Here is a 25733-nt window from a genome sequence, read left to right on the forward strand (position 1 = left end):
TTACTTTCCGGCAGCAATCAGATTCGCCATAATGCGATACGCTCCCGGTACACCTTCCGGTAATTGTCTGAAGAAACTCAGACCGGTATAAATATAATGCCCTTTTCCGTATTTTGCGATTAGCAATGCGCCGTTTTTAGGTTCTTCACCTTTATCACTCGAAGCAATAATCGGGGTGAATTCCTTTGCCCAGCTTTTAGGATAGTACAAACCCTGTTCCTGCGTCCAGCAATCAAAATCCTGCTCGGTGATTTTATTCGGAAAACTTAGTACTTTATGCTTTGGATTTAAAAAGGTTATGGCAGCATCTTCCTGTGTTACACGGTCGTTGGAAAGCTGCAGGTCGAAAGGTGCCACGTTTTTGGTGACCAGATTACTGCTGGTGTTGTATTGCACAATCATGGTACCGCCGTTCTGCACATAATCGAATAAGGTGTTTTGTTTAAATTTCAATTCCTCCACCACATTAAAAGCTCGTATACCGAGGATAAGCGCATCAAATTGTTTTAAGTTTTCCGGTGTTATTTTTTCAGGGGAAAGCAGGGTTACATTATAATCCATCTGCCGTAAATTTTCCGGTACTTCATCGCCGGCACCCATGATATAGCCGATGTTTTTTCCGCGGGTTTGGATGACAACTTTGTTAAACCGCGCTTCGGATGGCATCAGGATTTTCTGCAGCGGAATATGACTGTAGTCGATCGTGATTAGTTTTTTGTCTAACTTTTTACCGTCGATTACGGCAAAGCTTTTTACGATGGCTTCCGTTTCGTAGGAAGGCGGCGTTACCTCAAACGTTACGGTTTTTTCGGTTCCTTTTTTGTCTAATTCAAACGGGATGGCCGTCGGAGTTACTTTCCAGTCGGCCGGTAAATCTAAAAGTAGGTGTCCTTTTGCGTTATCTTTTCCGGAACGCACTTTAACCGCCACCTGCTGCTTTTGTTTTCCGGTGAAAAGCCGCACGTTGTTTACAATTTCGGTGGTCACTTCCGGCAGAATATCAAACGGCTGATAGGTTTCGCCTTTTGCATTATCATTGAATTTGTAAACGATGTCTTTTGTAAAGTCGAAGGTAACTTCACAGATTTTCAGTTTCCAGTGCAATTGAACTTTATCCGATTCCGGTTTCCCGATCTGGCGTAAATCGTTCACGGAAAACAAGCCGGGATTTTCTCTTTCATTTAACCAATAAGGCGTGGTATAAGGCGTGTCTGAAGGTATTCTGATAGTCGCTTCGTTTTTATAAACCTTGTTGTTTTCCAGCGCCATCGGGTTGATTAGCGGTTGGCCTAAATATTCAACGGAAAGGATTTCAACGTCCTGTATGCTTCGGTTTACCGCTTCCAGTTTAATGCCGATTTCACTGCCCGGAGTCGTATTCTGCTGGGCAGCAACCGCTTCAAGATACAAACCGCAGCTGGCCATAATGATTTGTTCCAGTTCTTTCTTTTTAATGTCGCGCCAATGCGAGTCTTCCAATTCAGAAATCAGATGGTAGGCTTCTGCAAGTTTGGGTAAATGTACCGACGGATTGTTAAAGTTGAAATGGTTTTGGATGTCCGTCAGGATTTTACCGATGGCTTCACCGCCTTTAACCCGTGTCCAGGTAGTATTGATGCCTTCAAAAAGATTGGCTTTCTCTTTCGGCATATCGCCTTTTAAAAATTCAAGATATTCAATTTCATCGCCGCGGGTTCCGGTAGTCCCGAAGCCCTGACACTGATGCTGACTTCTGCTCAGCGCGGCAATTTCACCGTTGCTTTTTCCTTTCAGCGGAAAGAAAACACCTGTGTTTATTGAAAATAAATTGGTTTTGTCGGCTTTTTTAAAATTTTCTTCGCTTCCGTAAAACCACCACGAGGTATTGAAGAAAATGCGTTTGGGTTGCCATAGCCCGAATTCCTTCAGTTGATTGGGATAGCTGTTTTTATCGGCACTTAAATCGAAAGCTTCCATGCTTAACATGGCCGATGCGGTGTGATGACCGTGTGTGGTTCCGGGAGTCCGGTGGTTAAATCGGTTAATGATGACGTCCGGTTTGAATTTTCGGATGGCCAAAACAACGTCGTGTAAAACCTGTTCTTTTCCCCAAATGGCAAAGGTTTCGTTAGGCTCTTTGGAATAACCGAAATCGTAAGCTCTGGAAAACAGCTGTTCACCGCCGTCAATTCTTCGGGCGGCCAACAATTCCTGGGTACGCAATACACCTAACATTTCTTTTCTTTCCGTTCCGATGAGGTTCTGACCGCCGTCCCCTCTGGTTAGCGATAAGTAAGCGGTTCTCGCCTTGGTTTCATTGGCAAAATAGGAGATGAGTTTCGTATTCTCATCATCCGGATGCGCGGCAACATATAAAACGGAACCTAAAAAATTCAGTTTTTCAATCTGATGGTAAATATCGGAAGCACTCCATTTCTGAGGCTGTTGTGCAAATGTAAGGTTGGTAATAAACAGTAGTGTAAAAATAGAAAAGAGTAAGCCAAGCTTCTTCATAAATGTGGTATTATTCCTGATTTTCAAATATAAGGAAATTGTCTGTTTCGGCTGAATAATTAACAGTAAATTAAAAAAGGCAAAGACGTTCAAGCCTTTGCCTTTTAAGGTTGGGAGAGGGGAATTATCCTCGTTTTCCGTTTCCTCTTCCATTTCCGTTTCCGTGACCGCGTCCAGGCTCATGACCTTTGCCATTTCCTTTTTCCCGCCCGCCACGAAACTCATTTCGGTAATTATTGTTGTCTCTGTCGCTTCTTCTGTTTTCCTGTCTGTAATAATTTCTGTCGTTATCATGATCCCTGTGCTGCTCTCTGTAATATCCGCCACTTGGGCCGTTGTATACCACATGAGGTCTTGGGCCAATGGTTCTTTGTGCAGGTCCTCTGTAGCCGTGGTGGTATTTTACTTTGTGTATTTTGTAATGGATGTAAGGGTTTGGACCGTAATCATCTAAACAAACTTTGTAGGCACCGTATAAATCATAATGTCTGTATCGGTAAGGCAGGTAAGTTGTTCTAACCCAGCCACCGTTGTGGAAATATATGAACATTGCCGAAGGTACATCGTAATACACTTCAATATCCGGAATATAATAATAACGTACTTCTGTATAGCCAACCGGGCCCCAAGCTGGCGGTGTTCCAATATTTACGTTAACGGAAACTTGTGCCTGTGAGCTTAGTGTTATTAAAAACAATCCTGCGAATAATAATCTGATAGCTTTCATAATTTTTATTTTTAATTAAACCTATGGTCGTTTGGTAGCAGAATAAATCCAACTACCGTGCCAAAGTGTGGTTCAAGTAAAAAAATAATATATGAAAACGTTGTAATGGGTTGTAAAACAAGGAGTTTTAGAAGCTTTGAAATTAATCTGTGAATTCCCTTTCGTCGCTGTTTTGCTGTATGATGGTGATTCCTTTTTGAATTAAAAGGTTGTTCGGATAGGTAACGCGCTCTCCGTTTTTGGTTTTGAGTAAAGCATGAAAGGCTGTAATATCGATAATTTCACCTTCTACCGGGAAATCTTTGTCGTGAATCAGGATGACATCGCCAATTTTAAACGGAAAGTTGAAAAACAGGATAATCCCGGCTGTAATATTGCTCAGAATCGACCATTGTGCAAACAAGGCCACGCCAATAAACGCAGAAATGGAAGAAGCAAAAAGAACTACATGTTCGGCTTTAATACCCCAAATCGTAAACAATATAATCACCGTAAGCATTCCGATGAGTATGTGAATGTATTTGATAACGAGGTTGGTACGACGATGGTCTATGGTTTCGGAAACTTCTGCAAACCGTCTGATGATTTTAGCCGTAAAAAAGCGCGCCAGAATAAAGAAAATTATGGTAATGGTAGTGGCAACAATTTCGAAAAAAAAATGATTGTCAAACATTTTACAGAAGTTTACTATACAAATGTAAGCAAATGTTGGTAAACTTTATCAACCGGAAGTCCGACTACATTGGCATAAGAACCCTGAATTCCCGCGATGGCAACCAATCCGATCCATTCCTGAATGCCGTAAGAACCCGCTTTATCGAAAGGCTGATAGTTGTCAAGATAATAACGGATTTCTTCTTCCGAAAGACTGTTGAACGTTACTTTGGTCACTTCAAAAAAAGTATCTTTTTTGGTTTTGGTACAAATACAAACCGACGTAATCACTTCGTGCGCTTTTCCGGATAACGATTGCAGCATCTGAAACGCATCGCTGTAATCTTTCGGTTTTCCCAGCGCCTTTTCTTCGTGCCAGACAATGGTGTCGCTGGTAATCAGTATGTCTTTTTGGGTTAATTCCCCTAAAAAAGCGTTGGCTTTGAGTTCAGCTAAATAATTGGTAATGGCTTCGGCTTTCAGGTTTTCGTCGTAGATTTCTTCTACCTCTTTTAACCGGATTTCAAAAACCAGATCCAGTTCTTTAAGATACTGCTGACGACGCGGTGAACCCGAGGCTAAAATAATGCGATAGCCTTTTAATTTTTCCTTAAGCATTCAGTTTCATGTTTACGGTGATGACCACTATGGAAAGGATTCCGAAAAGCAGAACCAGTTTTAAAATCAGGCTTAAATGGTTGAAATCCTTTTTTGTTTTTGCCGACCAGATTTTGATAAGAAAGTACAAAAGCGGCGCGGTCACAAACAAAAGCAGGTAATACATCACCCATTCCAGAGTCAAAAGATTCTTGTTGATGTAAAGCAACAACAAAGCAATGGGAACCAGTGTCAGGAAAAAAACAATTTTAGCGGTTCGCTCTTTGCCCAAAACGATGGGAAGTGTGTTCATGCCAGCGTTGTAATCACCGTCCATATCTTCAATGTCTTTTACAATTTCGCGGATAAAATTGAGGACAAACGCGAAAAGAGCATAATCCGTCAGAATACTGAAATAAACCGCCATTTGGATGCGGTTTTCGTCGAATGTTACCGGAAATAAATCGAATACCCCTACAATGATAACGCTTAAACCCAATAACAAAGCCACAATGATATTCCCAATCAACAGGGTTTGTTTAAAACTGGTGGCGTACAGGTATAAGGTGGCGGCCACAATAATGAAGACCGAGGAAAACATTGGTTTGCCAATCAGATTTGACAGGTAGAAACCAATCCCAACGCCAACAATGTTTAACCCGATGTAAAGGTTATACGCCAGGCTTTCCGAAAGGTGTTTCCCCACAACGACCTCGTTTGGCTTTGCCACCGAGTCGGTTTCCTGATCCATAATGTTGTTGATAACGTATCCGGCGGCGGCGATGCAAACCGTTGCCACCACTAACAGTACAAATTGCCAATCCGACAGCGCCAAAAGCAAGTCCGATTGGTTTTTGAAAAAGACAAAATGGAAAACCAGCTGCATTAAAGCCAGCATGATTAAATTTTGAAAACGAATCAGTTTTAAGAATTTCATGGTTTATACTGAAGACTGAATTTTAGTTTTTTGATTTCTGAAAAAGTAAATTGCGACTGAAAATTAATCGTACTTCGCGTCGAAATGTTCCATCCATTTGCCCTGAACTTTCATCACTTGTTCAATCACATCGCGAACCGCGCCTTTTCCGCCGTTTTTGTGTGAAACATAGGTGCTGATGCCTTTTATTTCCGGTGAAGCATCCTGCGGACAGGTCGGTAAACCCACCAACTGCATCACGTGATAATCCGGAATATCGTCGCCCATGTACAATACCTGTTCGGGTTTGATGTTATAGATATCGGTGAATTCTTTGAACGTTTCCACTTTATCGTGAACGCCCAAATGGATGTCGGTAATCCCTAAATTGCGTAAACGGATCCGAACGCCTTCATTGCTGCCGCCGGAAATAATACAAACCGTATAGCCGTTTTCTACTGCGGCTTTCATTGCATAACCGTCGCGGATGTGCATTTCGCGCAACATTTCTCCGGTCGGTGTGATGTGTACCGTTCCGTCGGTAAGGACACCGTCTACGTCGAAAACGAAAGTAGTGATGTCGTTCATGATTTCTTTATAACTCTTAGCCATTATTCTTTTGTATGGATTGGGTTAGTAGCCTGTAAATTGCCTTTTTGTTCTCGTCGTCGAGGAAAGCAAGATGTTTTTCAATGGTTTTCTGGTCGTGGCGGATGGCCGGACCGGTTTGCGCTTCTTTTGGGGAAAGTGTCTTGATTTTATCGGCCGTTTCGTCAATCAGCGGGAATAAAATGTCGAACGGGACGTTGTGTTCTTCACAGATTTCATGACCTAATTGATACAGATGATTCACGAAATTACACGAAAAGACTGCCGCAACGTGCAAACTTTGTCGTTGCGCCGCACCGATTTTGAATACTTTATCCGATATGGATTGGGCCAAACGTTCCAGCAAGGCAAAATCTTCCTCTTTTTCCGTTTCCAGACAAATCGGAATTTCTTTAAAATTAACCGCCTTAGCTTTCGAAAAGGTCTGCAACGGATAGAAAACGCCTTTACGGTTCTTATTGCTTAACGTTTCAAAACCCATGCTTCCGGAGGTGTGTACCACCAGTTGGTTTTCATAGGGCAAAGCGTTTGAAACTTCCGCGATGGCTCCGTCGGTAACGGAAATAATGGTGACGTTGGCCGGTTTTAAATCGTTGAAATTCGTTACAATCTCAGCATCGGCAACCAAATGAGAAACAGCTTCCCTTTTGCGGGCAAAGATTTGCTGCAGCACTACGTTTTCCGTTTGTTGAAAAACCGAAATCAGATGCTGAGCCACGTTGCCCGAACCGATGATGTTGAGGGTAATCATAAATTAAAACGCATCTACAATAGCTACAAAATCTTCTGCTTTTAAAGCGGCACCGCCAATTAAACCGCCGTCTACATCCGGTTGGGAGAAAATCTCTTTGGCGTTGTCCGGTTTAACGCTTCCGCCGTAAAGAATGGATACATTTTCGGAAACCGCTTCTCCGTATTGATGACGAATCGTTTCGCGGATATAATGGTGCATTTCCTGTGCCTGCTCCGGGGTTGCGGTTTCTCCTGTTCCGATAGCCCAAACGGGTTCGTACGCCAGAACGATGTTTACCCAGGCGTTCGCTCCCAGGTGGAACAGCCCGTCGCGTAACTGATTGTCTACCACATTAAAATGCTGTTTGTTCTGACGGTCTTTCAGTTCTTCGCCAATACAGAAAATAATGCGCATTTCGTGTTTTAGAGCCGTATCTACTTTGTTGGCCAAAAGCGCATCGGTTTCTTTAAAATAATGACGTCTTTCGGAATGACCTAAGATTACGTTGTGAACCCCCACAGAAGTAAGCATATCCGCAGAAATTTCGCCGGTAAAAGCGCCGCCTTCCGCCTGATGCATGTTTTGCGCCGCCACCCCGATATTGGTGTGTTCCAAAATGTGAACGGCCTGCGATAAATTCACAAAAGAAGGCGCAACCAGAATTTCCACTTCTTTTCCGGAAGGCAACTGGTTGAGAATATCCGATAACAATTGCGCAGTTTCCCCTGCATTTTTGTTCATTTTCCAGTTTCCGGCAACGATATTGTGTCTCATTATTGTAGTGTTTTTAAAGTCTCGATTAATTTTTCGTCATCTGCTTCGATGGCTTTGTACAGGGCGATTTTTCCGGTTTTATCCACAATCATGTAGCGAGGTATCCAGTCCAGACTGATGGCTTTTCCGAAGATGCCTTTCATGCCGTCCGTTGCCATATAGTGTTCGCCGTTTACCTCGTATTTTTCAATGCCTTTTAACCACGCTTCTTTGGTTTTGTCCATTGAAAGGAACAGGTAAGTGGCATTCGGGTAATTTTTCTGAAGTGCTTTTACTTTCGGCATTCCTTTAATACAATCGGAACACCACGAAGCCCAAACGTCGATTACAATGGTTTTGCCCTCATATTTTTTAAGAATATCTTTAAAAGCAATCGAGTTACCTTCGGTAGTAACCATTAAATTTTCAAGGGCTTCTTTTTTGAAGCTCGTTTCGTCTTTTTTATCAGTATACGAATATATTGCAAATGCTGCCACGGCAGACACAATAAATAAAAACAATTTTTTCATAGGGCGTTGTTTTTTTAGAGTTTTACATCCTCAATATCGTTCCAGTGTTTCTTATCCACAATAGTGCCTTTGTGAAGGACAACAATGCTCGGATTGGCTCTTTCAATGGTTTTCAGCGTTGTGGCGTCACAGAAATAATAATCGAAGGTAATGCCGTTTTCTTTGCGGAATTTGGCAATATCTTCAATCGGAGAAGCGGTCATTCCCAAAACTTTGTAACCCTTGGCCTGTGCTTTTTTAGAGAAATCTTCCAATTTTGCCAAGCCGTCTGCTTTTGCCTTTTTCAGGTCATACGAAATCAGCAGAATTACTTTTGGTTCGTTCAACATTTCTTCGGTAAAATCCTGACCGTCCAGTTCAATGGTGAAATCGTGGATAGGCGGCACATAACCCTGTGAAATCAGTTTGTCCTCACGGCGTACAAATTCCGCACCTTCGGGTAAGCTCATCAAATCTTTTTCGCCGAAATTCTGCTCTTTGCCGTTTACTTTGTACACGAAATTCATCTCGTAAACCGAACGCGGCGCACCTTCCGGAAATTCCATGCCTTTCTGGATGTTGGTTCCGATTTTATAGGCTCTGAAGTCTTTCAGCGGCAAGTGGTTCAGTACCCAATAGCCCATGAAAAGGCATAAAGAATACGAAACGAAAACCGTCAAAGCTCCAACCATCGGCTTGAAAAGCGGTTGAATGTATTTCTGTCCGAAGAATAAAATCAGAATGAACACCAATAAAGCCAAATCTTTGTAGAACGATTGCCAAGGCGTAAGTTTTAAGGCATCTCCGAAACATCCGCAATCGGTAACTTTGTTAAAATAAGCGGAATAGAAGGTGAGGAAAGTGAAGAATACAATCATCAACAACAAACTCCAAATCGTCCATTTCGGTTTGAAGCCGATTAATAGAGCCACACCCAAAACCACTTCAAAAATAACCACAAACAAAGCGATGGCTAAGGCGTAAGATACCAAAGCCGGCATGTTTAGTACGCCTTCTGAGAAATATTCCTCCAGTTTAAAGGAAAATCCGGTTGGGTCGTTAAGTTTAATCAGTCCCGAAATGATGAATAAAACACCAACTATAAACCTTGATATGTGTACTAAATATTTCATTTTAAATTATTTTGAAAATCCCATTAAAATAAGTGCAAATACCGAATAATTAATCATGTCCTGGTAATTTGCGTCAATGCCTTCGGAAACCAGCGTTTTTCCTTTGTTGTCTTCTATCTGTTTTACACGCAGCAGTTTCTGAAGAATCAAATCGGTTAACGAACTTACGCGCATATCGCGCCACGCCTCGCCGTAATCGTGGTTTTTGGCTTCCATCAGGGTTTTGGTAAGCAATACTTTTTCGTCGTATAAGCGAACGGCGGTTTCCCAATCCAAATCCGGTTGGTCTGCCACGCCCAGGTCGAGCTGAATCAGCGCCATGATGCAATAGTTGATGATGCCGATGAATTCTCCGGTTTCGTCTTCGTCAATTTTTCGGACTTCGTTTTCCTGTAAACTTCGGATGCGTTGAGCTTTGATGAATATCTGGTCGGTTAGGGAAGGCAGTCGCAAAATACGCCAGGCACTTCCGTAATCTTTCATTTTTTTGCTGTACAAATCGCGGCAATGGGCGATTACTTTATCATATTCCTGTGAGGTGTTACTCATTTTCTGGTTATCTTTGTTCTTGAATTTTCAAATGTAAAGAAATTCAAATGAAGTTCAAAGTTTATAAAGCGCGAACCGTGAATTGGGAGAAGGGAGAAGGGAAAAGGGAAAAGGGAAAAGGGAAAAGGAGTAAGCATGTCACAGTTTAGAATTCATAACTTAATAATTCATAATTATAACTCATAAAGCAATGACTGTCAACTGCAAAGGTCACTTACTTGATTTGTCTGTTCCGAAAGTAATGGGGATTTTAAACATCACGCCCGATTCTTTTTTCGATGGCGGGAAGTATAAATCCGATTTGGATTTCCTGAATCATACCGAAAAAATGCTGACGGAAGGTGCCGCGATTATCGATGTTGGGGCGTATTCTTCAAGGCCAAATGCGGCTTTTGTTTCGGAAGAAGAAGAAATCAAACGTTTGACACCGATAGTAGCCCTGTTGACAAAACAGTTTCCTGAAATCATCCTGTCCATCGATACGTTTCGTGCGGAAGTGGCCAAAGTGGCTATTGAACACGGAGCAGCTATCATCAACGATATTTCTGCCGGTTTGTTAGACGACCGGATGCTGAACGTGATTGCCGAAACCAAAGTGCCTTACATCATGATGCACATGCGCGGAACGCCACAAACTATGGCAACCCTGACGGAATATGACGATATTGTAAAAGAAATGATTTTCTACTTTTCAGAACGAATTGCAGCAGCCAGAAGTTTGGGAATTAACGACATCATCATTGACCCCGGCTTTGGATTTGCTAAAACACTGGAACAGAACTATGAAGTACTTCAAAAACTGGAGTTGTTTCAGATGCTGGACGTTCCGTTATTATCGGCGGTTTCCAGAAAATCCATGATATATAAGTTATTGGATACCAGTCCGATGGAAGCCTTGAACGGAACTACTTTTTTAAATACGGTTTCCCTGATGAAAGGCGCTAAAATCCTTCGCGTGCACGATGTGAAAGAAGCGGAGGAATGTATTGCACTTTACGAAAAAATGAAAAAGCCCTACTATAAAAGTGGGGCCCGATTTGTGTTATAGACTCACGATGAGGATTTAATAACCGCCGCCGCCATTGCCACCACCTCCGTTTCCTCCACCTCCTGTGGATGTTTGTTTAATCAATTGTCCCCGGATTTCTCCATCAGGGTAAGCTGAGGTGTGTAAATTGATGTAATAAAGGTTTGCTTTTAAATCGGCTTCCTGTTCCGCTGTTAAAGGAACACTGGTATAATTTATAGGGGAAGTTAAACTGGAAAAAGCAAAAACAGGAGGACCGCTTACGCCAACCGCTCCTTTGTGAACATGGCCGGCAGTAGGGGTGATTCCGGTGTAGGTTACGGTTACAGTAAACGTCTTGTTTGTGTTGTTAAAGGATAGTACCGCACCACCCGTGGCAGCAGATCCGTTAGCCGGTACTTCGGAAGTACCATTTAAAGTTGCATTAAAATTTGTTGTAGTAGGTTGTGTTGGAGTGGAACTGGAGTCATCATTGCTGGAGCAGGAGCTAATTCCCGCCGTCAAAAAAGCAACAAAGACCAATTTTAAAACCGTTTTCATGACATAAAGAAAAAGTTGAAAAATCTGTGGTTTTAGAAAATAGAAAATAAACACCTTTTGTTTAAAAAAAACAAATTACCATCACTGTAAAGTTAGTTTTTTTTAATGCGATAAGCACTACAATTATAGCAATCTTAACACTAAGAATTACTGATGATGATACGGTTCGTTGCGCAGAATCGTAAAGCCTCTGTACAGCTGCTCAATAAAAAACAAACGCACCATTTGATGGGAAAACGTCATGGCGGAAAGCGAAATTTTGCCCTGTGCTTTTTTGTACACTTGGTCACTGAAACCGTAAGGGCCGCCAATGACGAAAACAAGGGTTTTTACGCCGGAATTCATCTTCTTCTGCAGTTCTTCGGAAAAGCCTACGCTGGAGAACGATTTACCGTTTTCATCCAGAAGGATCAACTGGTCGGTAGGAGTGAGTTTTGATAAAATCAGTTCGCCTTCTTTTTCCTTTTGTTGGTTTTCGGATAAATTCTTTACGTTTTTAATATCCGGGATAATCTCCAAATCAAACTTGATGTAAAAAGACAAGCGTTTGGTATAATCATCAATCAGCGATTGCAGTGCTTTGTTGTCTGTTTTACCGATGGCGAGAAGTTTGATGTTCATGCGGGAAATTTTAGGCAAAGATAGCTTTTTACAGTCAAGACTGCAATGCCGGTTTCGTGGTTTTCAAAACAGCCGCTCACATGTAAAACCTGAACACCACAGCCAAAAGCAAGGATTGAGAGCGGTCAAAAGCGTATTTATAGCGTATATATGTCGTATATATGTCGTATATATGTCGTGTATATGTTGTATTTATATCATTTATGATGGATGCCAACGGATGAAAATCCGGCACAAAGGAGCACAGGAAAGTAAGGCAGAGTCATCAAATCTTTAGTAAAGCAGATGTCGAAAACCTGTGACAGATTAGCAACCTTATTAAAATATATCTTATTTTAGCCTTTAAATTGTACGATTATGATTTCAGTAGAACAGTTTCAGAAAGAACTCGAAATAATTATTACCAATGCCATTCGTGAAGATGTGGGCGATGGCGACCACAGTTCCTTAGCCTGTATTCCGGCTTCGGCAACGGGGAAAGCCAAACTTTTAGTGAAAGACGAAGGCATTATTGCCGGGGTTGAATTTGCCAAAATGGTTTTTCAGCATGTCGACCCGAATCTGGAAGTAGAGGTTTTTATCCAGGACGGCAGCAATGTAAAATACGGCGATGTGGTTTTTCACGTATCCGGAAGTTCGCAGTCCATTTTAAAAGCAGAACGACTGGTACTGAACGCTATGCAGCGTATGAGTGCCATTGCCACCAAAACCAAAGTCTTTGTGGATTTGTTGGGCGGTACGAAAACCAAAATACTTGATACCCGCAAAACTACTCCGGGCATCAGAGCTATTGAAAAATGGGCGGTAAAAATTGCCGGTGGTGAAAACCATCGCTTTGCGCTGTACGACATGATCATGCTGAAAGACAACCACAACGACTTTGCCGGCGGAATATCTCAGGCGATTGAAAAAACGAATGCCTATTTAAAAGCGCACAACCTCGATTTAAAAATTATCGTGGAAGCCCGAAATTTAGATGAAGTGGCAGAAATACTTCGTAACGAAGGTGTTTACCGTATCTTGCTGGATAATTTCAATTTTGAAGATACCAAAAAAGCCGTGGAAATGATTGGTGGCAAATGTCTTACGGAATCCTCCGGCGGCATCAACGAAAAAACCGTCCGTCAATACGCAGAATGTGGCGTGGATTTTGTGTCTTCCGGTGCCTTAACCCATTCCATTTACAATATGGACTTGAGTTTGAAAGCGATTTAAGTGAAAAGTGAAAAGGTTGCATGTTAACAGCTAAACAAACTTATCCCTTGCAACTTATCCCTAACACCTGAAAAAATGTCGAAAGAAATAGAAGATCAAATAGAGAAAATACCGGTGCTGAACAAGCTGATGGCCTTTTGCAAGACGATAAAAGTGCCCGGTTTGGAAGGTGTTTCGCTGTATGAAATACTGGAGCTTTACGGAATTGGTATTGCCAAAGGAGCGTTTTCTTATCGTGCCGGGGCGATTGCGTTCAGTTTCTTTATGGCGTTGTTTCCGTTTGCACTGTTTATTCTGAACCTTATCCCGTACATTCCGCTGGAAGGCTTTCAGGAGGATTTCCTGCAATTCGTATCCGACAGTGTTCCGCCCAATACTTTCGAGGCGATAGAAACGATACTCAGCGATATTATGAACAACTCGTACAAGAGTTTGCTTTCCTTCGGTTTTCTGATGTCAATTTTTTTGATGGCCAACGGATTGAATGCTATTTTAGGCGGTTTTGAGTCGTCCTATCATGTAACAATTAAACGCGGTTATTTTCGACAGTACGCGGTAGCTATCGGCCTGTCGCTTATCTTTTCCTTTTTGCTGATTGTTACGATTTCTTCGATTATTATTTCCGAAGTTTTCATTCAGAAATTATCCAACCAATTCGACCTGGATTCGGTACTGATTATCGAATGGGCACGCTATGCCTTTATTCTGACGATGCTTTTTGTTGCCACCTCATTTCTTTTCAAATACGGAACCAGAGAAACAAAACAGATTCCTTTTATCAATGCCGGCGCCATGTTAACGGTGGTTTTGGTAATCGTAACCTCGTATGTATTCGGTATTTACGTAACAAAATTTGCACGCTATAACGAACTGTACGGATCAATTGGTACACTTCTTGTATTGATGTTTTACATCTGGATAAACTGTATGATTTTGCTTTTAGGTTTCGAGTTAAATGCAATTATCAGCAAGCACAAAAGAAAAAATTTATATATTTAACAAAACAAAAACTACCATTATGAAAAAACAGTTCTTAGCATTATTATTTGTTGCGTTCGCAGGTTTGTTTTCCATGACTGCGCAAACAGAAATTGCCGGTGTTAAACTGGCCCAGAAAGTCACAGAAGAGGGGCAGAATTTAGTACTGAACGGAGCAGGAGTTCGTGAAAAGTTTTTCATGGATATGTATGTTGGAGCCTTATATTTACCTAAAAAGAGTGCCAATGCCGCGGAGATTATGTCCGGAGACGACGCTGCGGCCATTAAGTTAACCATCGTATCCGGTATGATTACCAGCGATAAAATGATTAACGCCGTAAACGAAGGGTTTGAAAATGCCACCAACGGCAATACAGCACCAATCAAAGCAAAAATAGCTCAGTTTAAAGCGTGTTTTAAAGAAGAAATTAAAAAAGGCGATGTGTTCGATATGGTTTACGTTCCCGGAAAAGGAGTAGTTGTGTCTAAAAACGGGAAAGAAAAAGGCGTAATTGAAGGAACCGATTTCAAAAAAGCGATGTTTGGCATCTGGTTGTCCAACAAACCGGCAGACAAAAAGCTGAAAGCAGCGATGTTAGGAGGGAAGTAATCCTTATTTAAAAGATACTCTGAAAACTGCTCAATTCGGGCAGTTTTTTTTATAGCAATCCGCCACGAATTCACGAATTAAATGCTTCCAATTTGAGAATTCGAGGCAAGCATTTAGATTTTATTTTTTATCCAAAATAAATCCCGGAAACTTATATTTGTAGTTCAAAAGAAACCGATGCCGTATTTTATAGAAGTTGTTTTACCGTTAGCCCTCTCGAAAACCTTTACCTATCAGGTATCGGAAGCGGAATACCAGTACATTCAGAAAGGAATGCGAGTGGCGGTTCCGTTCGGGAAGAGTAAAATTTACACCGGCTTGGTAATCGACCTGCATCAGAATCCTCCGGTTTTATATCAGGCAAAAGAAATTCACCAGATTTTAGATGAAATTCCGGTAGTTAATGAACTTCAGATAGCCCATTGGAAATGGATTGCAGACTACTACATGTGTTCCGTTGGCGAAGTATTCAAGAGCGCATTGCCGACCGGTTTTCTGCTGGAAAGTGAAACGATTATTTCCGCCGCCAAAGAAACCGAAATCGATGCAAAAGAACTGTCTGACAGCGAATTTCTTATTTATCAGGCGTTACAGCAACAATCGTCTTTAAAAGTGGACGATATTATCGCGGTTTTAGGGAAGAAAAACGTTTTTCCGATTCTGAATGCGATGCTGGCTAAAAAAGCCTTGGTGCTTCAGGAAGAAGTTTCCGAAAAATACAAGCCGAAGTTAACCCGGTACATTCGTTTGCAGGAAGAATTTCTGCAGCAGGAACAACTGTCCGAACTGATGGAAATCCTGTCCCGCGCCCAAAAACAACGGGAACTGGTATTGCATTATTTTCAGTTGCAGGCCAAAGAGCGCAAACCGGTTTCAGTTAAAAAACTGCTTGAAACTTCCGGAAGCACATCAGCAGTAGTAAAATCGCTGGTCGATAAAGAAATTTTCGAAGAATATTATATAGCCGAAGACCGTGTGGCGTTTGAAAAAGACGACGACCTTAGCTTTAATTTAAGTTCCGCGCAGCAAAAAGCCTTCGATGAAATCAATGCTTCTTTTGAGGAAAATGCCGTTACTTTATTACACGGTGTAACAGCATCCGGCAAGACGGAAATCTACATTAAATTAATCGAAGACTATATTGAAAGCGGTAAACAGGTTTTGTATCTGTTGCCGGAAATCGCCTTAACCACGCAACTGGTTACCCGGCTGACTGCTTATTTTGGCAATCAGGTTGCGGTTTTTCATTCCAAATATTCCAATAACGAGCGCGTTGAGGTCTGGAATCAGGTGTTGCACAATTCTGAAAAGGCGAAAATAGTCATCGGAGCCCGTTCCGCTTTGTTTCTGCCTTTCAACGATTTAGGGTTGATTGTGATTGACGAAGAACACGAGCAAACCTTTAAACAATTTGATCCGGCGCCGCGTTATCATGCCCGGGATGCGGCAATTGTTCTGGCTGCGCAACATAAAGCAAGAGTATTGTTAGGTTCGGCCACGCCAAGTTTGGAAACCTATTTCAACGTAAAAGCCGGTAAATACGGTTTGGTAGAACTTTTCGAACGTTACGGAAATGTGGTTTTACCCGAAATTTATTTAGTCGATTTAAAAGACAAATACAAACGCAAACGCATGACCGGCCATTTCTCCGATGAGTTGCTGGAAGTGATGAGCGAATCGTTAGGTAAAGGCGAGCAGGTGATTTTGTTTCAGAACCGCCGCGGCTATTCGCCCTTTGTGGAATGCATGACCTGTGGGCACGTGCCGCAATGTCCGAGTTGTGATGTGAGTTTAACATATTACAAATTCAAAAACCAGTTGCGTTGTCATTACTGCGGACATTCCATAGCGAATCCAACGCATTGTCATGCCTGTCAATCCGTAGATTTATCAACGAAAGGATTTGGTACCGAGCAGATTGAACTGGAACTGAAAACACTTTTTCCGAACAAAGTCATCGGCCGAATGGATCAGGACACGACACGCGGTAAATACGGTTATGAGAAAATCATCGACGCCTTTAAAAATCAGGAAATTGATATTCTGGTGGGTACTCAGATGTTAGCCAAAGGACTGCATTTCGACAACGTAACCTTAGTAGGTGTAATGAATGCTGATAATATGCTGAACCAGCCGGATTTCCGTTCCCACGAGCGCGCGTACCAGATGATGATGCAGGTGGCGGGAAGGGCAGGACGCAGTGAAAAGCGCGGCAAGGTGATGATTCAGACGTATAATCCGTACCATAATATTATACAACAGGTGGTTAGCAATGATTATGCCGGTATGTTTAAGGAGCAGCTGTACGACCGGCATAATTTTAAATATCCGCCGTATTACCGTTTAATCAAATTAACGCAGAAGCACCGCGATTTCGACAAACTGAAAGAAGGTTCGCTGTGGCTGTACAATGTGTTGGTGCAGCAGCTTCAGATTCCGGTATTAGGCCCGGAAGAACCGGCCATCAGCAGAATCCGTAACGAATACATCCGAACCATACTAATAAAAATTCCTACACAACAGCATTTGGGGAATACAAAAAAAACTATTCAGAAAGTGCTGAATAGTTTTGAGGCGATTGCTCAGTACAGAGCGATAAAAGTTACGATAAACGTCGATAATTATTAAGCGCTTTCGATGGCTTTTACCAAGTCTTCTTTTTTGTTGCGGCTCAACGGAATTTTATTTGGGCCGATTTCTGCAAACTTGCTGTTGAACTTTTCAATTTTATCAATGTTTACGATAAACGATTTGTGTACGCGAATGAATTTTTCTTTTGGCAATTCATTCTCAAACGATTTCATGGTTGATAAAACCAAATGGTTGTCTTCTTCCGTGATTACTTTTACATAATCGCCGTACGCTTCAATCCACTTGATTCTGGAGATGTAAATTTTAAGCTTTTTAAGGTTACTTTTAATAAAGATGTGTGGGCTTTCTTCTTCGCCACCGTTCTCTTTGCTTAAAGAAATCATGCTGATTGCTTTCTTCACCGCCTGATTAAACCTTTCTCGGGTAATCGGTTTGTGAAGATAATCCGTCGCGGCATAATCAAATGCTTTTACGGCATATTCCGCCTTCGAGGTAATGAAAATCACCTGAGGCTTGGATTTCAGACCGTCCAAAAGGTCAAAACCGTTAATTACCGGCATTTCAATGTCAAGAAACACCAGGTCCACTTTTTTGTTCGTGATGCAATTTTTTGCCTCCACTGCATTAGAAAATTCGCCTACAAGCTCCAGATTTGGGTTGTCATTTACCAGCTTGGTAATTGTCAATCTTTGGATGCTGCTATCATCTACAACAATACAATTTATTTTCATAAGCTTCTGGTGAGGATTAATAATTGAAATAAAAATATTAAAATACTTTTAATAACAAAAGTAATTCTGCAAAAATGTTGTATTTCATCTAAAATATGGCAATTGCTATTGTCGGTTAAATAAAAATTGTTATTTTTGCACCCAATTTTATAACAAATAAATAGTATTATTATGAATCATTATGAAACTGTTTTCATCTTGAATCCCGTTTTATCTGAGCAGCAGGTAAAGGAAACAGTAAGCAAATTTGAAGATTTTCTTACTTCTAAAGGAGCAAAGATGGTAGCGAAAGAGGATTGGGGCTTGAAAAAAATGGCTTATGAAATCCAACACAAGAAATCTGGTTTTTACCATTTGTTCCAATTTGAAGCACCGGCTGATATCTTAATCGGTTTTGAAACGGAATTCCGTCGTGATGAGAGAGTTATGCGTTTCTTAACGGTAAGTTTAGACAAGCATGCGGTAGCTTGGGCTGAAAGAAGAAGAGAAAAATTAAAATCTAAAAAAGCTTAATTATCATGTCAAATATTGAGCAATCTGCAAAAGGAAAAAAAGACGGAGATATCAGATATCTAACGCCTTTAAACATAGAAACCAACAAAACTAAAAAGTATTGTCGTTTCAAAAAATCAGGAATTAAATATGTAGATTACAAAGATCCTGATTTCTTGTTGAAATTCGTTAACGAGCAAGGTAAAATCTTACCTCGTCGTTTAACAGGAACTTCTTTGAAATACCAAAGAAAAGTATCTGTAGCGGTTAAAAGAGCACGTCACTTAGCGTTAATGCCTTACGTAGCCGATTTATTAAAGTAATATTATTAATTAAGTTGTTGCCTCGCCAGTGGCGGGCTAACTTCTAAAATATAAGGACAACAACATGGAACTTATTTTAAAACAAGACGTTCAGAATTTAGGATTTAAAGATGACGTAGTAACAGTAAAACCAGGTTACGGACGTAACTTTTTAATTCCTCAGGGAATGGCTGTTTTGGCTACTCCTTCTGCTAAAAAAGTTTTAGCTGAAAATCTGAAACAAAAAGCACACAAAGAGGCTAAAATCGTTGCGGATGCAAAAGCAATCGCTGAGGCTTTGAAAGCTTTGGATATCAAAATTACAGCTAAAGCAGGTGGTGAGAAATTATTCGGATCTGTTACCAATGCAGACATCGCTGAAGTTTTAGAGAAAAATGGTCATGCAATCGACAAAAAATTCATCACTTCCGGTATCGTGAAACGTACTGGTAAATATACGGCTTCCGTTCGTTTACACCGTGATGTAATCGTTGAGTTACCATACGAAATTATCGCAGAACAAGCGTAATTTCAGCATAAAATAAATAAAAAGCCTTCTCAATCGGGAAGGCTTTTTTGTATCTTTAAAAAATGGAATGAGTTTTGTTCCTTAAAATATTATGAAATATACACGACTTACAAAAGAACAGCTTGAAGAACTGCATCCGGAATTCATTAATTTTCTGGCATCCCAGTCTATTGATAAAGCGGAATGGGATTCCATTAAAGCGAATAACCCACAGGTGGCCGAGCAGGAAATTGACGTGTTTTCCGATTTAATCTGGGAAGGCGTTTTAGGCAATGCAAAATATCTGGAGCATTATTCCAAAAACTATATCTTTCTGTTTCACTGTACCGAAGTACACATGATGACGATTATTATCCGTGCGTTGGTGCCGGATGTGGATTTGCTTCAGAAAGAAGGTCTTCAGTGGTTAAGTGACAATCTTTTTACCGATAATGTAGAAGTACAGCGCGGTCAGAAAGTTTTTGCAGACGACCGCAACAAGGAGATATTCGAATTGGTAGCCCAAGGAGCCATTTTTACCGACGGCGAACTTTATGAACAAATGAACAGTATTTTAGAACAATAGCTTTTATTTAAAAGATTATTTTGAAAAATTGGTTAAATTAGTTGCATCAAATTAATTTTTCCAATTTTTTTATGGACATTTTCTCCAAAATACAAGCCTTACGAGAGGAGCTGAATCAGCATAATTACAACTATTACGTACTTGACAATCCGACGATTTCGGATTACGAATTTGATATAAAACTCAAAGAGCTTCAGGAACTTGAGGCAAAACATCCCGAATATTTCGATGAAAACTCGCCTACGCAAAGAGTGGGTGGGGCAATCACCAAAAACTTCCAGACCGTACAGCACGAACACCGCATGTACTCTCTGGATAATTCCTATTCCAAAGAAGATTTGCTGGATTGGGAAGCCCGTGCGCAGAAAATACTCGGTAATGTTCCGATGGAATATACCTGTGAGTTAAAATACGACGGCGCTTCCATCAGCATTACTTACGAAAACGGTATTCTGAAAAGAGCCGTTACCCGTGGCGACGGTTTTCAGGGTGATGATGTAACCAATAACATCAAAACCATAAAAGCGGTTCCGATTAAACTGAAAGGTGATTTCCCGGAGAAGTTTGACATTCGAGGTGAAATTATTTTGCCCTTTGCCGGATTTGAAAAGATGAATCAGGAGCTGATTGAAATCGGCGAGACACCTTATGCCAACCCTCGAAATACCGCCTCCGGAAGTCTGAAATTGCAGGACAGCACTGAAGTAGCAAAACGCCCTCTGGATTGTTTGCTTTATTCGTTAATCGGGAATAATCTGCCAATTAAAACGCATTTTGAAGGTCTGGAAAAGGCTCGTCAATGGGGGTTTAAAGTACCTGTACAGTCGCGTTTGGTGAAAAGTATGGACGAAGTGCTGGAATTTATCAGCTATTGGGACAAGCACCGCCATGAAATGCCTTATGAAACCGACGGTGTTGTAGTGAAAATCAACGATTTGCATCAACAGGAAGAATTAGGGTATACCGCAAAATCGCCCCGTTGGGCCATCGCCTATAAATTTAAAGCCGAACAGGTTTCCACCCGATTGAATTCCATTTCCTATCAGGTGGGCAGAACCGGAGCCATTACGCCGGTGGCCAACCTGGAGCCCGTACAATTAGCCGGAACGGTTGTAAAAAGAGCCTCGCTTCACAATGCCGATCAGATTGAAAAATTAGACATCCGCATCAACGACGAAGTTTTTGTGGAAAAAGGAGGCGAAATCATTCCGAAAATTGTAGGTGTGGATTTGTCGAAACGCAAGGCAGATTCCGAAGTTACAAAGTACATTACCCATTGCCCCGAATGTCAGACCGAACTGGTTCGCAAAGAAGGCGAAGCACAGCATTACTGTCCGAATTATTACGGTTGTCCGCCACAGATTATCGGCAGAATTCAGCATTACATTACCCGAAAAGCCATGGATATTGAAGGTTTGGGTGGTGAAACGGTGGCATTGTTGTTCAATAACGGTCTGGTTGCCAATTATGCGGATTTGTACGAACTAAAGAAAGAACAAATCATTCCGTTGGAACGGATGGCGGAAAAATCGGCAGAAAACCTGATTAACGGTATCGAAAAATCGAAAACTGTTCCTTTTGAAAGGGTTTTGTACGCTTTGGGAATTCGCTATGTCGGGGAAACGGTGGCGAAGAAACTGGCCAAGCACTACAAATCGATTGATAATTTGGCGGCGGCTTCATTATCGGAATTAATTTTAGTCGACGAAATAGGGGAAAAAATCGCCCAAAGCGTCATTGAGTTTTTTGATGATAAGGAAAATAAAGCTATAATTGAACGGTTAAAACAATACGGAATCCAGCTTGAAATTTCTGCGGAGCAGGACACGACAGTTTCCGACAAACTTCTTGGAAAGACTTTTGTGGTTTCCGGAGTGTTTGCCAAATTTTCCAGAGATGATCTGAAAAAAGCCATTGAAGATAACGGTGGAAAAGTAGGAAGTTCCATTTCGGCCAAAACGCATTTTGTGGTGGCAGGGGAGAATATGGGGCCGGCCAAACTTGAAAAAGCCAACCAGTTAGGGATTCCGATTATTAGCGAAGACGATTTTATAGTTATGATTCATGAGTAAAAGCACACCGGCATTAGTATTGTATTTAGTTTCGTCACTGATTTATGTCCTGTCGGTGATTTTACATTGGGAAGAATCGATTACGTTTCTGTTCAAACCCATGATGATGCCGGCCATTCTTTTTTATTACTGGCAGGAATGTAGAGGAAAAATCAAAATCATTCCCGTACTTGTTTTACTGTTTTTTTATATTGGCGACATGCTTATTTTAATTGAGTATGAAAATCTGCTCGTTCCGTTGATGTTGCTGAATCTGATAGCTTATTTTTTAATCGGTTATTATCTGGTTAAGGATTTGCTTGCCATTAAAAACCCTGAAGTTTCTTTACATACCGTTCTTATTGTTTGTATCGTAATCGGTTTTCTGCTGTCCTTATTGTATGCCGCCCTGAAACTGGTATTCGATACTTCAGATTCCAATTACGGTCTTTTAACTATTTATGGTGTCACTCTTGTGCTTTTAGGAATCGGAACGGTTATTTATTATGTTCTCAGAAGTGATTCTGCTTCCTTTTATTTGTCGATAACAATGTTGTGCCTGGTGTTGTGTGATTTGTTTTACGTATTGTACAATCATTATGCGCCTTTAGACGTTTTTATTAATATTAATGTTTTTTCCCAATCCGTTTCTTTTTATTTTATTGTGAAATATTTTTTAGCAAGGGAAGAACAAAATTTACCTGAATCAACGTGAAAATCAAGCCGCCTTTGTTGCTCTATTTTGTAGCCTGTTTGTTCTATATGGTCTCGGTTTGTGTAGGTAACGGCGAAATGATGCTCCTTTCCAAGCCGGTAATCATTCCATCAATGTTGTTTTACTATATTCAGGAAACCAAACAGAGAATTAACTGGAATTATATTGTCATTATTTTTTTGTGTTTTATCGGCGATATGCTGACCCTTTTGGATATTGAAGGCGCCCATTTAGTCATCATTTCGGTTTTCCTGATCGCCTACTGCTTTTATCTTAAGAGTATAACAGACGATTTATTGCTGAATCAGTTAAAAATCACCTACAAAAAGAATTTTTTGGTATTGCTGATATGCTTTTTTTTTCTGATTTATCTTCTGATTACCATACTCGATCTGCTCGTGGAATCGCAGGCTGAAAATCTGTTATTGCTCTTATTTTACGGGATTGTTTTGGTTTTAATAGGTGGAGTGTCCTCCTTTAATTATATACTAAAACAAACGCGGTTTACGTTTTTTATGTTGATTGCCACCTTGTGTTTTGTGATTTCGGATGTTTTTTATATATTAAGAGCTCATTTTGAAGAAGTTGAAGTGTTTAGCCTCTTTAATAACCTGCCGCAGGTACTGTCCTATTATTATTTAACCAAATATTATATTCTGAAACCGGCCCCAATGAAACGTTGATGGAGAGAAAGGAAAAAAATAAACTGATACTCGTTTTGGAAGTGCTTTACGTGCTGGTTACTTTGGTGGTTGTATTTGGTGAATTTCAGAAGGACTATGATTTGCTGGTTTACAGCAGACCTTTTTTGCTTCCCGTACTCGGGGCTGTTTATATTTTTAGTACTAAAAAGAGAAATTACCTTTATTTGCTGGCACTGTTTTTTGGTTGGCTGGCCAATATTTTCTTTATAAAGCAAACCGATGAAGCGCTCGTTAATGGCGGAATCTGTTATCTTTTGTTTTGGGTGATGATGACTTATCTCATCTTGGTAAACACAAAATTTTCCGATATAAAACTATTTATCATTGCGATTATTCCTTTCATGTTTGTTTTCAGCTATATCCTTCAGCTGATTTATGTAAACCTATACGGAAGTGTCTATCTGTATTTTTCCAATGCTGTTTTTATGGTTTTCTTAGGCGGTTATTCGTTATCGGCTTATTTTTTAGAGTCTAACAAAGCGAATACTTACTTACTGATAGCGATAATCATGTTTACATTCATTCAGTTTATCATTTCTATCGATCTGTATTACGTTTCGTTTAGTCTTTACAGACCATTGGCTTTTGTTATCTTCGCAACGGCCCAAATGATTCTGCTTCGTTTGATGCTGTTGTTTGATGTTCAAAAATAAAGATTAAACAATAATACTCCTTCCGGAATTAGCGGTGGCATTATTCTTTTTGTCGAAATAGAAATCGATACGGCCTAAATTAATACCGTAACAACCTACCTGGTTAATCAGTACTTCTTTTCCTTCGGCGTTTGTTTCGACAACCGGTTTGTCTAAAAAAGTATGGGTATGACCGCCAATAATCAAATCGATATCCTTTGTTTGTTTTGCTAAAGTAACATCGCAAATCTTCTCCGGATCATTCTGATATTTAAAGCCTAAATGGGAAAGACAGATAACCAAATCACATTTTTCGTTTTGCTTTAAAATGCGTGCCATATCCGTAGCGATTTCAACAGGGTTGTTGTAAACGGTTTCTTTATATAATTTTTTATCTACAAGTCCCTGCAATTCAACGCCTAAACCGAAAATTCCGATTTTTATTCCGTCGCGATGTAAAATTTTATAAGGTTTCACGATGTCGTTCAGAATGGTGTTTTTAAAATCGTAATTGGCCGAGACAAAATCAAATTTAGCATGAGGTAATTGGGCATAAAAGCCGTCAATGCCGTTGTCGAAATCGTGGTTGCCCATAGTTGCCAAGTCGTATTTTAGCATACTCATCAGCTTGAATTCCAACTCACCGCCGTAATAATTAAAGTAAGGCGTGCCTTGGAAAATATCACCTGCATCCAACAATAAGACATTCTTTTCTTCTCTGCGGATTTTCTCCACCAAAGCTGCTCTTCGGGCTACGCCTCCCATATTCGGGTTTTTCGGATCATTGGCCGGAAAAGGATCGATATGACTGTGTACATCGTTCGTATGTAGAATGGTAATCTTTTTTACTTCCGGTTGGCCGAAACTGCTTAGCGATAATCCGCCTAAACTCAGGAAAGCGGAACTGGCCACGGTATTTTTTATAAAATCTCTTCTTTTCATAATTTCAGTTTTATTCGAATACAATTCGTTCTGTTGTAATGACCGGAATCGTGTCCGTTTTTTTGAAATAATCAATCATCAGATTGCGCAATTTGTATTCCATATCGTAGGACTGAATTCCTTTTTTGAAGAAATTCATTCTGTCACCGCCATTCGACAGGTAATCGGATGTGCCTACAAAATATATTTTGTTTTCCTCCACAGGTTTACCATTTACTAACAGTGCTTTAATCTTGGAAGTATTCTTGTCTGCAATAATTTTCAGGCCGGTTAGTGGATGCGGCTTTTTCTCTTTCAGGATGTACTCGGCCATTTCCCGAATCTGGGCACCTTTTAGCTCGACCACAATCAGGCTGTTTTCAAAAGGCATGATTTCGAAAGCATTTCTCGTGGTAACGTTCCCTTTCGGCAAAACCGCGCGGATGCCGCCGTGATTTAACAGACAGATATCAATGTTACGGCCGATTCTTTTTGTGAAAACCGGGTTGCCCATTTCCATTGTCATTTCAGCCATCAGATTACCGATGGTGGTTTGCCATTCGCCTTTGCTTTTGTCCATTGTTTCCGGTGCATAAGCTAAAACGACGTCCATATCTTTGTTGATGTGATCGCGATAAGGCGCTACAAATGCATCAACAGATTTGTTTTCACCGTATTCGTCTGTAACACCAATTTCCTTACCTTCAATTTTGGTATTCTGGTACAGATTATTGCCGCAGGAAAGCAACAAAAAAAACAAAAACACTGAAAAAAAATGCGTAAAAAAACCGTTGTATTTTCTTAACTTTACCATGTTATAATATGCCAGACAGCT

29 protein-coding genes are annotated in these 25733 nt (G+C 40.7%); 13 read left to right on the plus strand and 16 right to left on the minus strand.

Annotated elements, in window-relative coordinates; all coding sequences use genetic code 11:
- The 11 genes from G498_RS0103220 to G498_RS0103270 all read right to left on the minus strand — a co-directional run bounded on the left by G498_RS0103220 (position 1) and on the right by G498_RS0103270 (position 9673).
- On the minus strand, positions 1 to 2718 hold the full coding sequence (locus G498_RS0103220) for a PIG-L family deacetylase (RefSeq protein WP_316928681.1): 2718 nt from the start codon (positions 2716 to 2718) through the stop codon (positions 1 to 3).
- Positions 2618 to 3220, minus strand: a complete 603-nt coding sequence (locus tag G498_RS0103225; protein WP_026979832.1) for a hypothetical protein — start codon at positions 3218 to 3220, stop codon at positions 2618 to 2620. The genes G498_RS0103220 and G498_RS0103225 overlap by 101 nt, the downstream gene beginning before the upstream one ends.
- A gap of 142 nt (positions 3221 to 3362) precedes the next feature.
- Entirely contained in the window at positions 3363 to 3893 is a 531-nt protein-coding gene (locus G498_RS0103230) for a mechanosensitive ion channel domain-containing protein (RefSeq protein ID WP_026979833.1), read from the minus strand.
- A 14-nt stretch (positions 3894 to 3907) separates the two neighbouring features.
- Positions 3908 to 4492, minus strand: coding sequence for a Maf-like protein (locus G498_RS0103235; RefSeq protein WP_026979834.1), 585 nt, complete (start codon positions 4490 to 4492; stop codon positions 3908 to 3910).
- On the minus strand, positions 4485 to 5408 hold the full coding sequence (locus G498_RS0103240; protein ID WP_081694200.1) for a geranylgeranylglycerol-phosphate geranylgeranyltransferase: 924 nt from the start codon (positions 5406 to 5408) through the stop codon (positions 4485 to 4487). The genes G498_RS0103235 and G498_RS0103240 overlap by 8 nt, the downstream gene beginning before the upstream one ends.
- 63 nt (positions 5409 to 5471) lie before the next feature.
- Positions 5472 to 5999 (minus strand): KdsC family phosphatase, encoded by a 528-nt coding sequence (locus G498_RS0103245; RefSeq protein ID WP_026979836.1) that lies wholly within the window; start codon positions 5997 to 5999, stop codon positions 5472 to 5474.
- Positions 5992 to 6747, minus strand: coding sequence for a Rossmann-like and DUF2520 domain-containing protein (locus tag G498_RS0103250; protein ID WP_026979837.1), 756 nt, complete (start codon positions 6745 to 6747; stop codon positions 5992 to 5994). Before G498_RS0103250 ends, G498_RS0103245 begins: the two co-directional genes overlap by 8 nt.
- Positions 6748 to 6750: 3 nt before the next feature.
- On the minus strand, positions 6751 to 7503 hold the full coding sequence (gene tpiA, locus G498_RS0103255) for a triose-phosphate isomerase (RefSeq protein ID WP_026979838.1): 753 nt from the start codon (positions 7501 to 7503) through the stop codon (positions 6751 to 6753).
- On the minus strand, positions 7503 to 8012 hold the full coding sequence (locus G498_RS0103260) for a TlpA disulfide reductase family protein (protein WP_026979839.1): 510 nt from the start codon (positions 8010 to 8012) through the stop codon (positions 7503 to 7505). The genes tpiA and G498_RS0103260 overlap by 1 nt, the downstream gene beginning before the upstream one ends.
- A 14-nt stretch (positions 8013 to 8026) precedes the next feature.
- Complete coding sequence (locus G498_RS0103265) at positions 8027 to 9124, minus strand: BT_3928 family protein (RefSeq protein WP_026979840.1); 1098 nt, start codon at positions 9122 to 9124, stop codon at positions 8027 to 8029.
- 6 nt (positions 9125 to 9130) lie between these two features.
- Positions 9131 to 9673 carry a DUF1599 domain-containing protein gene (locus G498_RS0103270; protein WP_026979841.1) on the minus strand — a complete coding sequence of 181 codons (543 nt, stop codon included), beginning with the start codon at positions 9671 to 9673 and terminating at the stop codon, positions 9131 to 9133.
- Positions 9674 to 9863: 190 nt separating this feature from the next.
- Here G498_RS0103270 and folP point away from each other — a divergent pair, with 190 nt between their 5' ends.
- Positions 9864 to 10721, plus strand: coding sequence for a dihydropteroate synthase (folP, locus tag G498_RS14600; RefSeq protein WP_051269666.1), 858 nt, complete (start codon positions 9864 to 9866; stop codon positions 10719 to 10721).
- A gap of 15 nt (positions 10722 to 10736) precedes the next feature.
- Here the strand turns inward: folP and G498_RS14605 are convergent, their stop codons facing one another.
- Together G498_RS14605 and rlmH are read right to left on the minus strand one after the other, a co-directional pair.
- A complete protein-coding gene (locus G498_RS14605) occupies positions 10737 to 11240 on the minus strand; it encodes a CHRD domain-containing protein (protein ID WP_051269667.1) in 504 nt (167 codons plus the stop codon).
- 147 nt (positions 11241 to 11387) lie between these two features.
- The gene (rlmH, locus tag G498_RS0103290; protein ID WP_026979842.1) at positions 11388 to 11861 is read right to left on the minus strand and encodes a 23S rRNA (pseudouridine(1915)-N(3))-methyltransferase RlmH; all 474 of its coding nucleotides are present in this window, start codon (positions 11859 to 11861) and stop codon (positions 11388 to 11390) included.
- A gap of 357 nt (positions 11862 to 12218) precedes the next feature.
- On the opposite strand from rlmH, the gene nadC reads away from it, so the two are divergent.
- The 4 genes from nadC (at position 12219) to priA (ending at position 17292) form a co-directional block, all read left to right on the plus strand.
- The gene (nadC, locus tag G498_RS0103295) at positions 12219 to 13076 is read left to right on the plus strand and encodes a carboxylating nicotinate-nucleotide diphosphorylase (RefSeq protein WP_026979843.1); all 858 of its coding nucleotides are present in this window, start codon (positions 12219 to 12221) and stop codon (positions 13074 to 13076) included.
- A gap of 75 nt (positions 13077 to 13151) precedes the next feature.
- Entirely contained in the window at positions 13152 to 14075 is a 924-nt protein-coding gene (locus tag G498_RS0103300; protein WP_026979844.1) for a YihY/virulence factor BrkB family protein, read from the plus strand.
- A 19-nt stretch (positions 14076 to 14094) separates the two neighbouring features.
- Positions 14095 to 14664 carry a chalcone isomerase family protein gene (locus G498_RS0103305; protein ID WP_026979845.1) on the plus strand — a complete coding sequence of 190 codons (570 nt, stop codon included), beginning with the start codon at positions 14095 to 14097 and terminating at the stop codon, positions 14662 to 14664.
- 177 nt (positions 14665 to 14841) lie between these two features.
- Positions 14842 to 17292, plus strand: coding sequence for a replication restart helicase PriA (gene priA, locus G498_RS0103310; RefSeq protein WP_026979846.1), 2451 nt, complete (start codon positions 14842 to 14844; stop codon positions 17290 to 17292).
- Here priA and G498_RS0103315 read toward each other — a convergent pair.
- Positions 17289 to 17987, minus strand: coding sequence for a LytR/AlgR family response regulator transcription factor (locus tag G498_RS0103315; protein ID WP_026979847.1), 699 nt, complete (start codon positions 17985 to 17987; stop codon positions 17289 to 17291). The two genes, priA and G498_RS0103315, sit on opposite strands and share 4 nt — an antisense overlap.
- Before the next feature lie 171 nt (positions 17988 to 18158).
- On the opposite strand from G498_RS0103315, the gene rpsF reads away from it, so the two are divergent.
- The 8 genes from rpsF (at position 18159) to G498_RS0103355 (ending at position 23998) form a co-directional block, all read left to right on the plus strand.
- Positions 18159 to 18500, plus strand: coding sequence for a 30S ribosomal protein S6 (rpsF, locus tag G498_RS0103320; protein ID WP_026979848.1), 342 nt, complete (start codon positions 18159 to 18161; stop codon positions 18498 to 18500).
- 5 nt (positions 18501 to 18505) lie between these two features.
- A complete protein-coding gene (gene rpsR, locus G498_RS0103325) occupies positions 18506 to 18802 on the plus strand; it encodes a 30S ribosomal protein S18 (RefSeq protein ID WP_026979849.1) in 297 nt (98 codons plus the stop codon).
- A gap of 64 nt (positions 18803 to 18866) precedes the next feature.
- Positions 18867 to 19310, plus strand: coding sequence for a 50S ribosomal protein L9 (gene rplI, locus G498_RS0103330; protein ID WP_026979850.1), 444 nt, complete (start codon positions 18867 to 18869; stop codon positions 19308 to 19310).
- 91 nt (positions 19311 to 19401) lie between these two features.
- On the plus strand, positions 19402 to 19875 hold the full coding sequence (locus G498_RS0103335; protein ID WP_026979851.1) for a DUF6495 family protein: 474 nt from the start codon (positions 19402 to 19404) through the stop codon (positions 19873 to 19875).
- Positions 19876 to 19946: 71 nt separating this feature from the next.
- Positions 19947 to 21947, plus strand: coding sequence for an NAD-dependent DNA ligase LigA (gene ligA, locus G498_RS0103340; protein ID WP_026979852.1), 2001 nt, complete (start codon positions 19947 to 19949; stop codon positions 21945 to 21947).
- Positions 21940 to 22641 carry a hypothetical protein gene (locus tag G498_RS0103345; RefSeq protein ID WP_026979853.1) on the plus strand — a complete coding sequence of 234 codons (702 nt, stop codon included), beginning with the start codon at positions 21940 to 21942 and terminating at the stop codon, positions 22639 to 22641. Before ligA ends, G498_RS0103345 begins: the two co-directional genes overlap by 8 nt.
- Positions 22638 to 23324, plus strand: coding sequence for a lysoplasmalogenase family protein (locus G498_RS0103350; protein WP_026979854.1), 687 nt, complete (start codon positions 22638 to 22640; stop codon positions 23322 to 23324). Before G498_RS0103345 ends, G498_RS0103350 begins: the two co-directional genes overlap by 4 nt.
- Entirely contained in the window at positions 23324 to 23998 is a 675-nt protein-coding gene (locus G498_RS0103355; RefSeq protein ID WP_026979855.1) for a hypothetical protein, read from the plus strand. The genes G498_RS0103350 and G498_RS0103355 overlap by 1 nt, the downstream gene beginning before the upstream one ends.
- Before the next feature lie 3 nt (positions 23999 to 24001).
- On the opposite strand, the gene G498_RS0103360 is transcribed toward G498_RS0103355, so the two are convergent.
- Both G498_RS0103360 and G498_RS0103365 read right to left on the minus strand, forming a co-directional pair.
- The gene (locus G498_RS0103360; protein WP_026979856.1) at positions 24002 to 24919 is read right to left on the minus strand and encodes a bifunctional metallophosphatase/5'-nucleotidase; all 918 of its coding nucleotides are present in this window, start codon (positions 24917 to 24919) and stop codon (positions 24002 to 24004) included.
- Between the two features lie 10 nt (positions 24920 to 24929).
- Positions 24930 to 25712: a 5'-nucleotidase C-terminal domain-containing protein gene (locus tag G498_RS0103365; protein ID WP_026979857.1), complete on the minus strand. Its 783-nt coding sequence runs from the start codon at positions 25710 to 25712 to the stop codon at positions 24930 to 24932.
- Positions 25713 to 25733: the final 21 nt, after the last annotated feature.

The sequence above is a fragment of the Flavobacterium suncheonense GH29-5 = DSM 17707 genome (assembly GCF_000430025.1).
In the GTDB taxonomy this organism is placed as follows: domain Bacteria; phylum Bacteroidota; class Bacteroidia; order Flavobacteriales; family Flavobacteriaceae; genus Flavobacterium; species Flavobacterium suncheonense.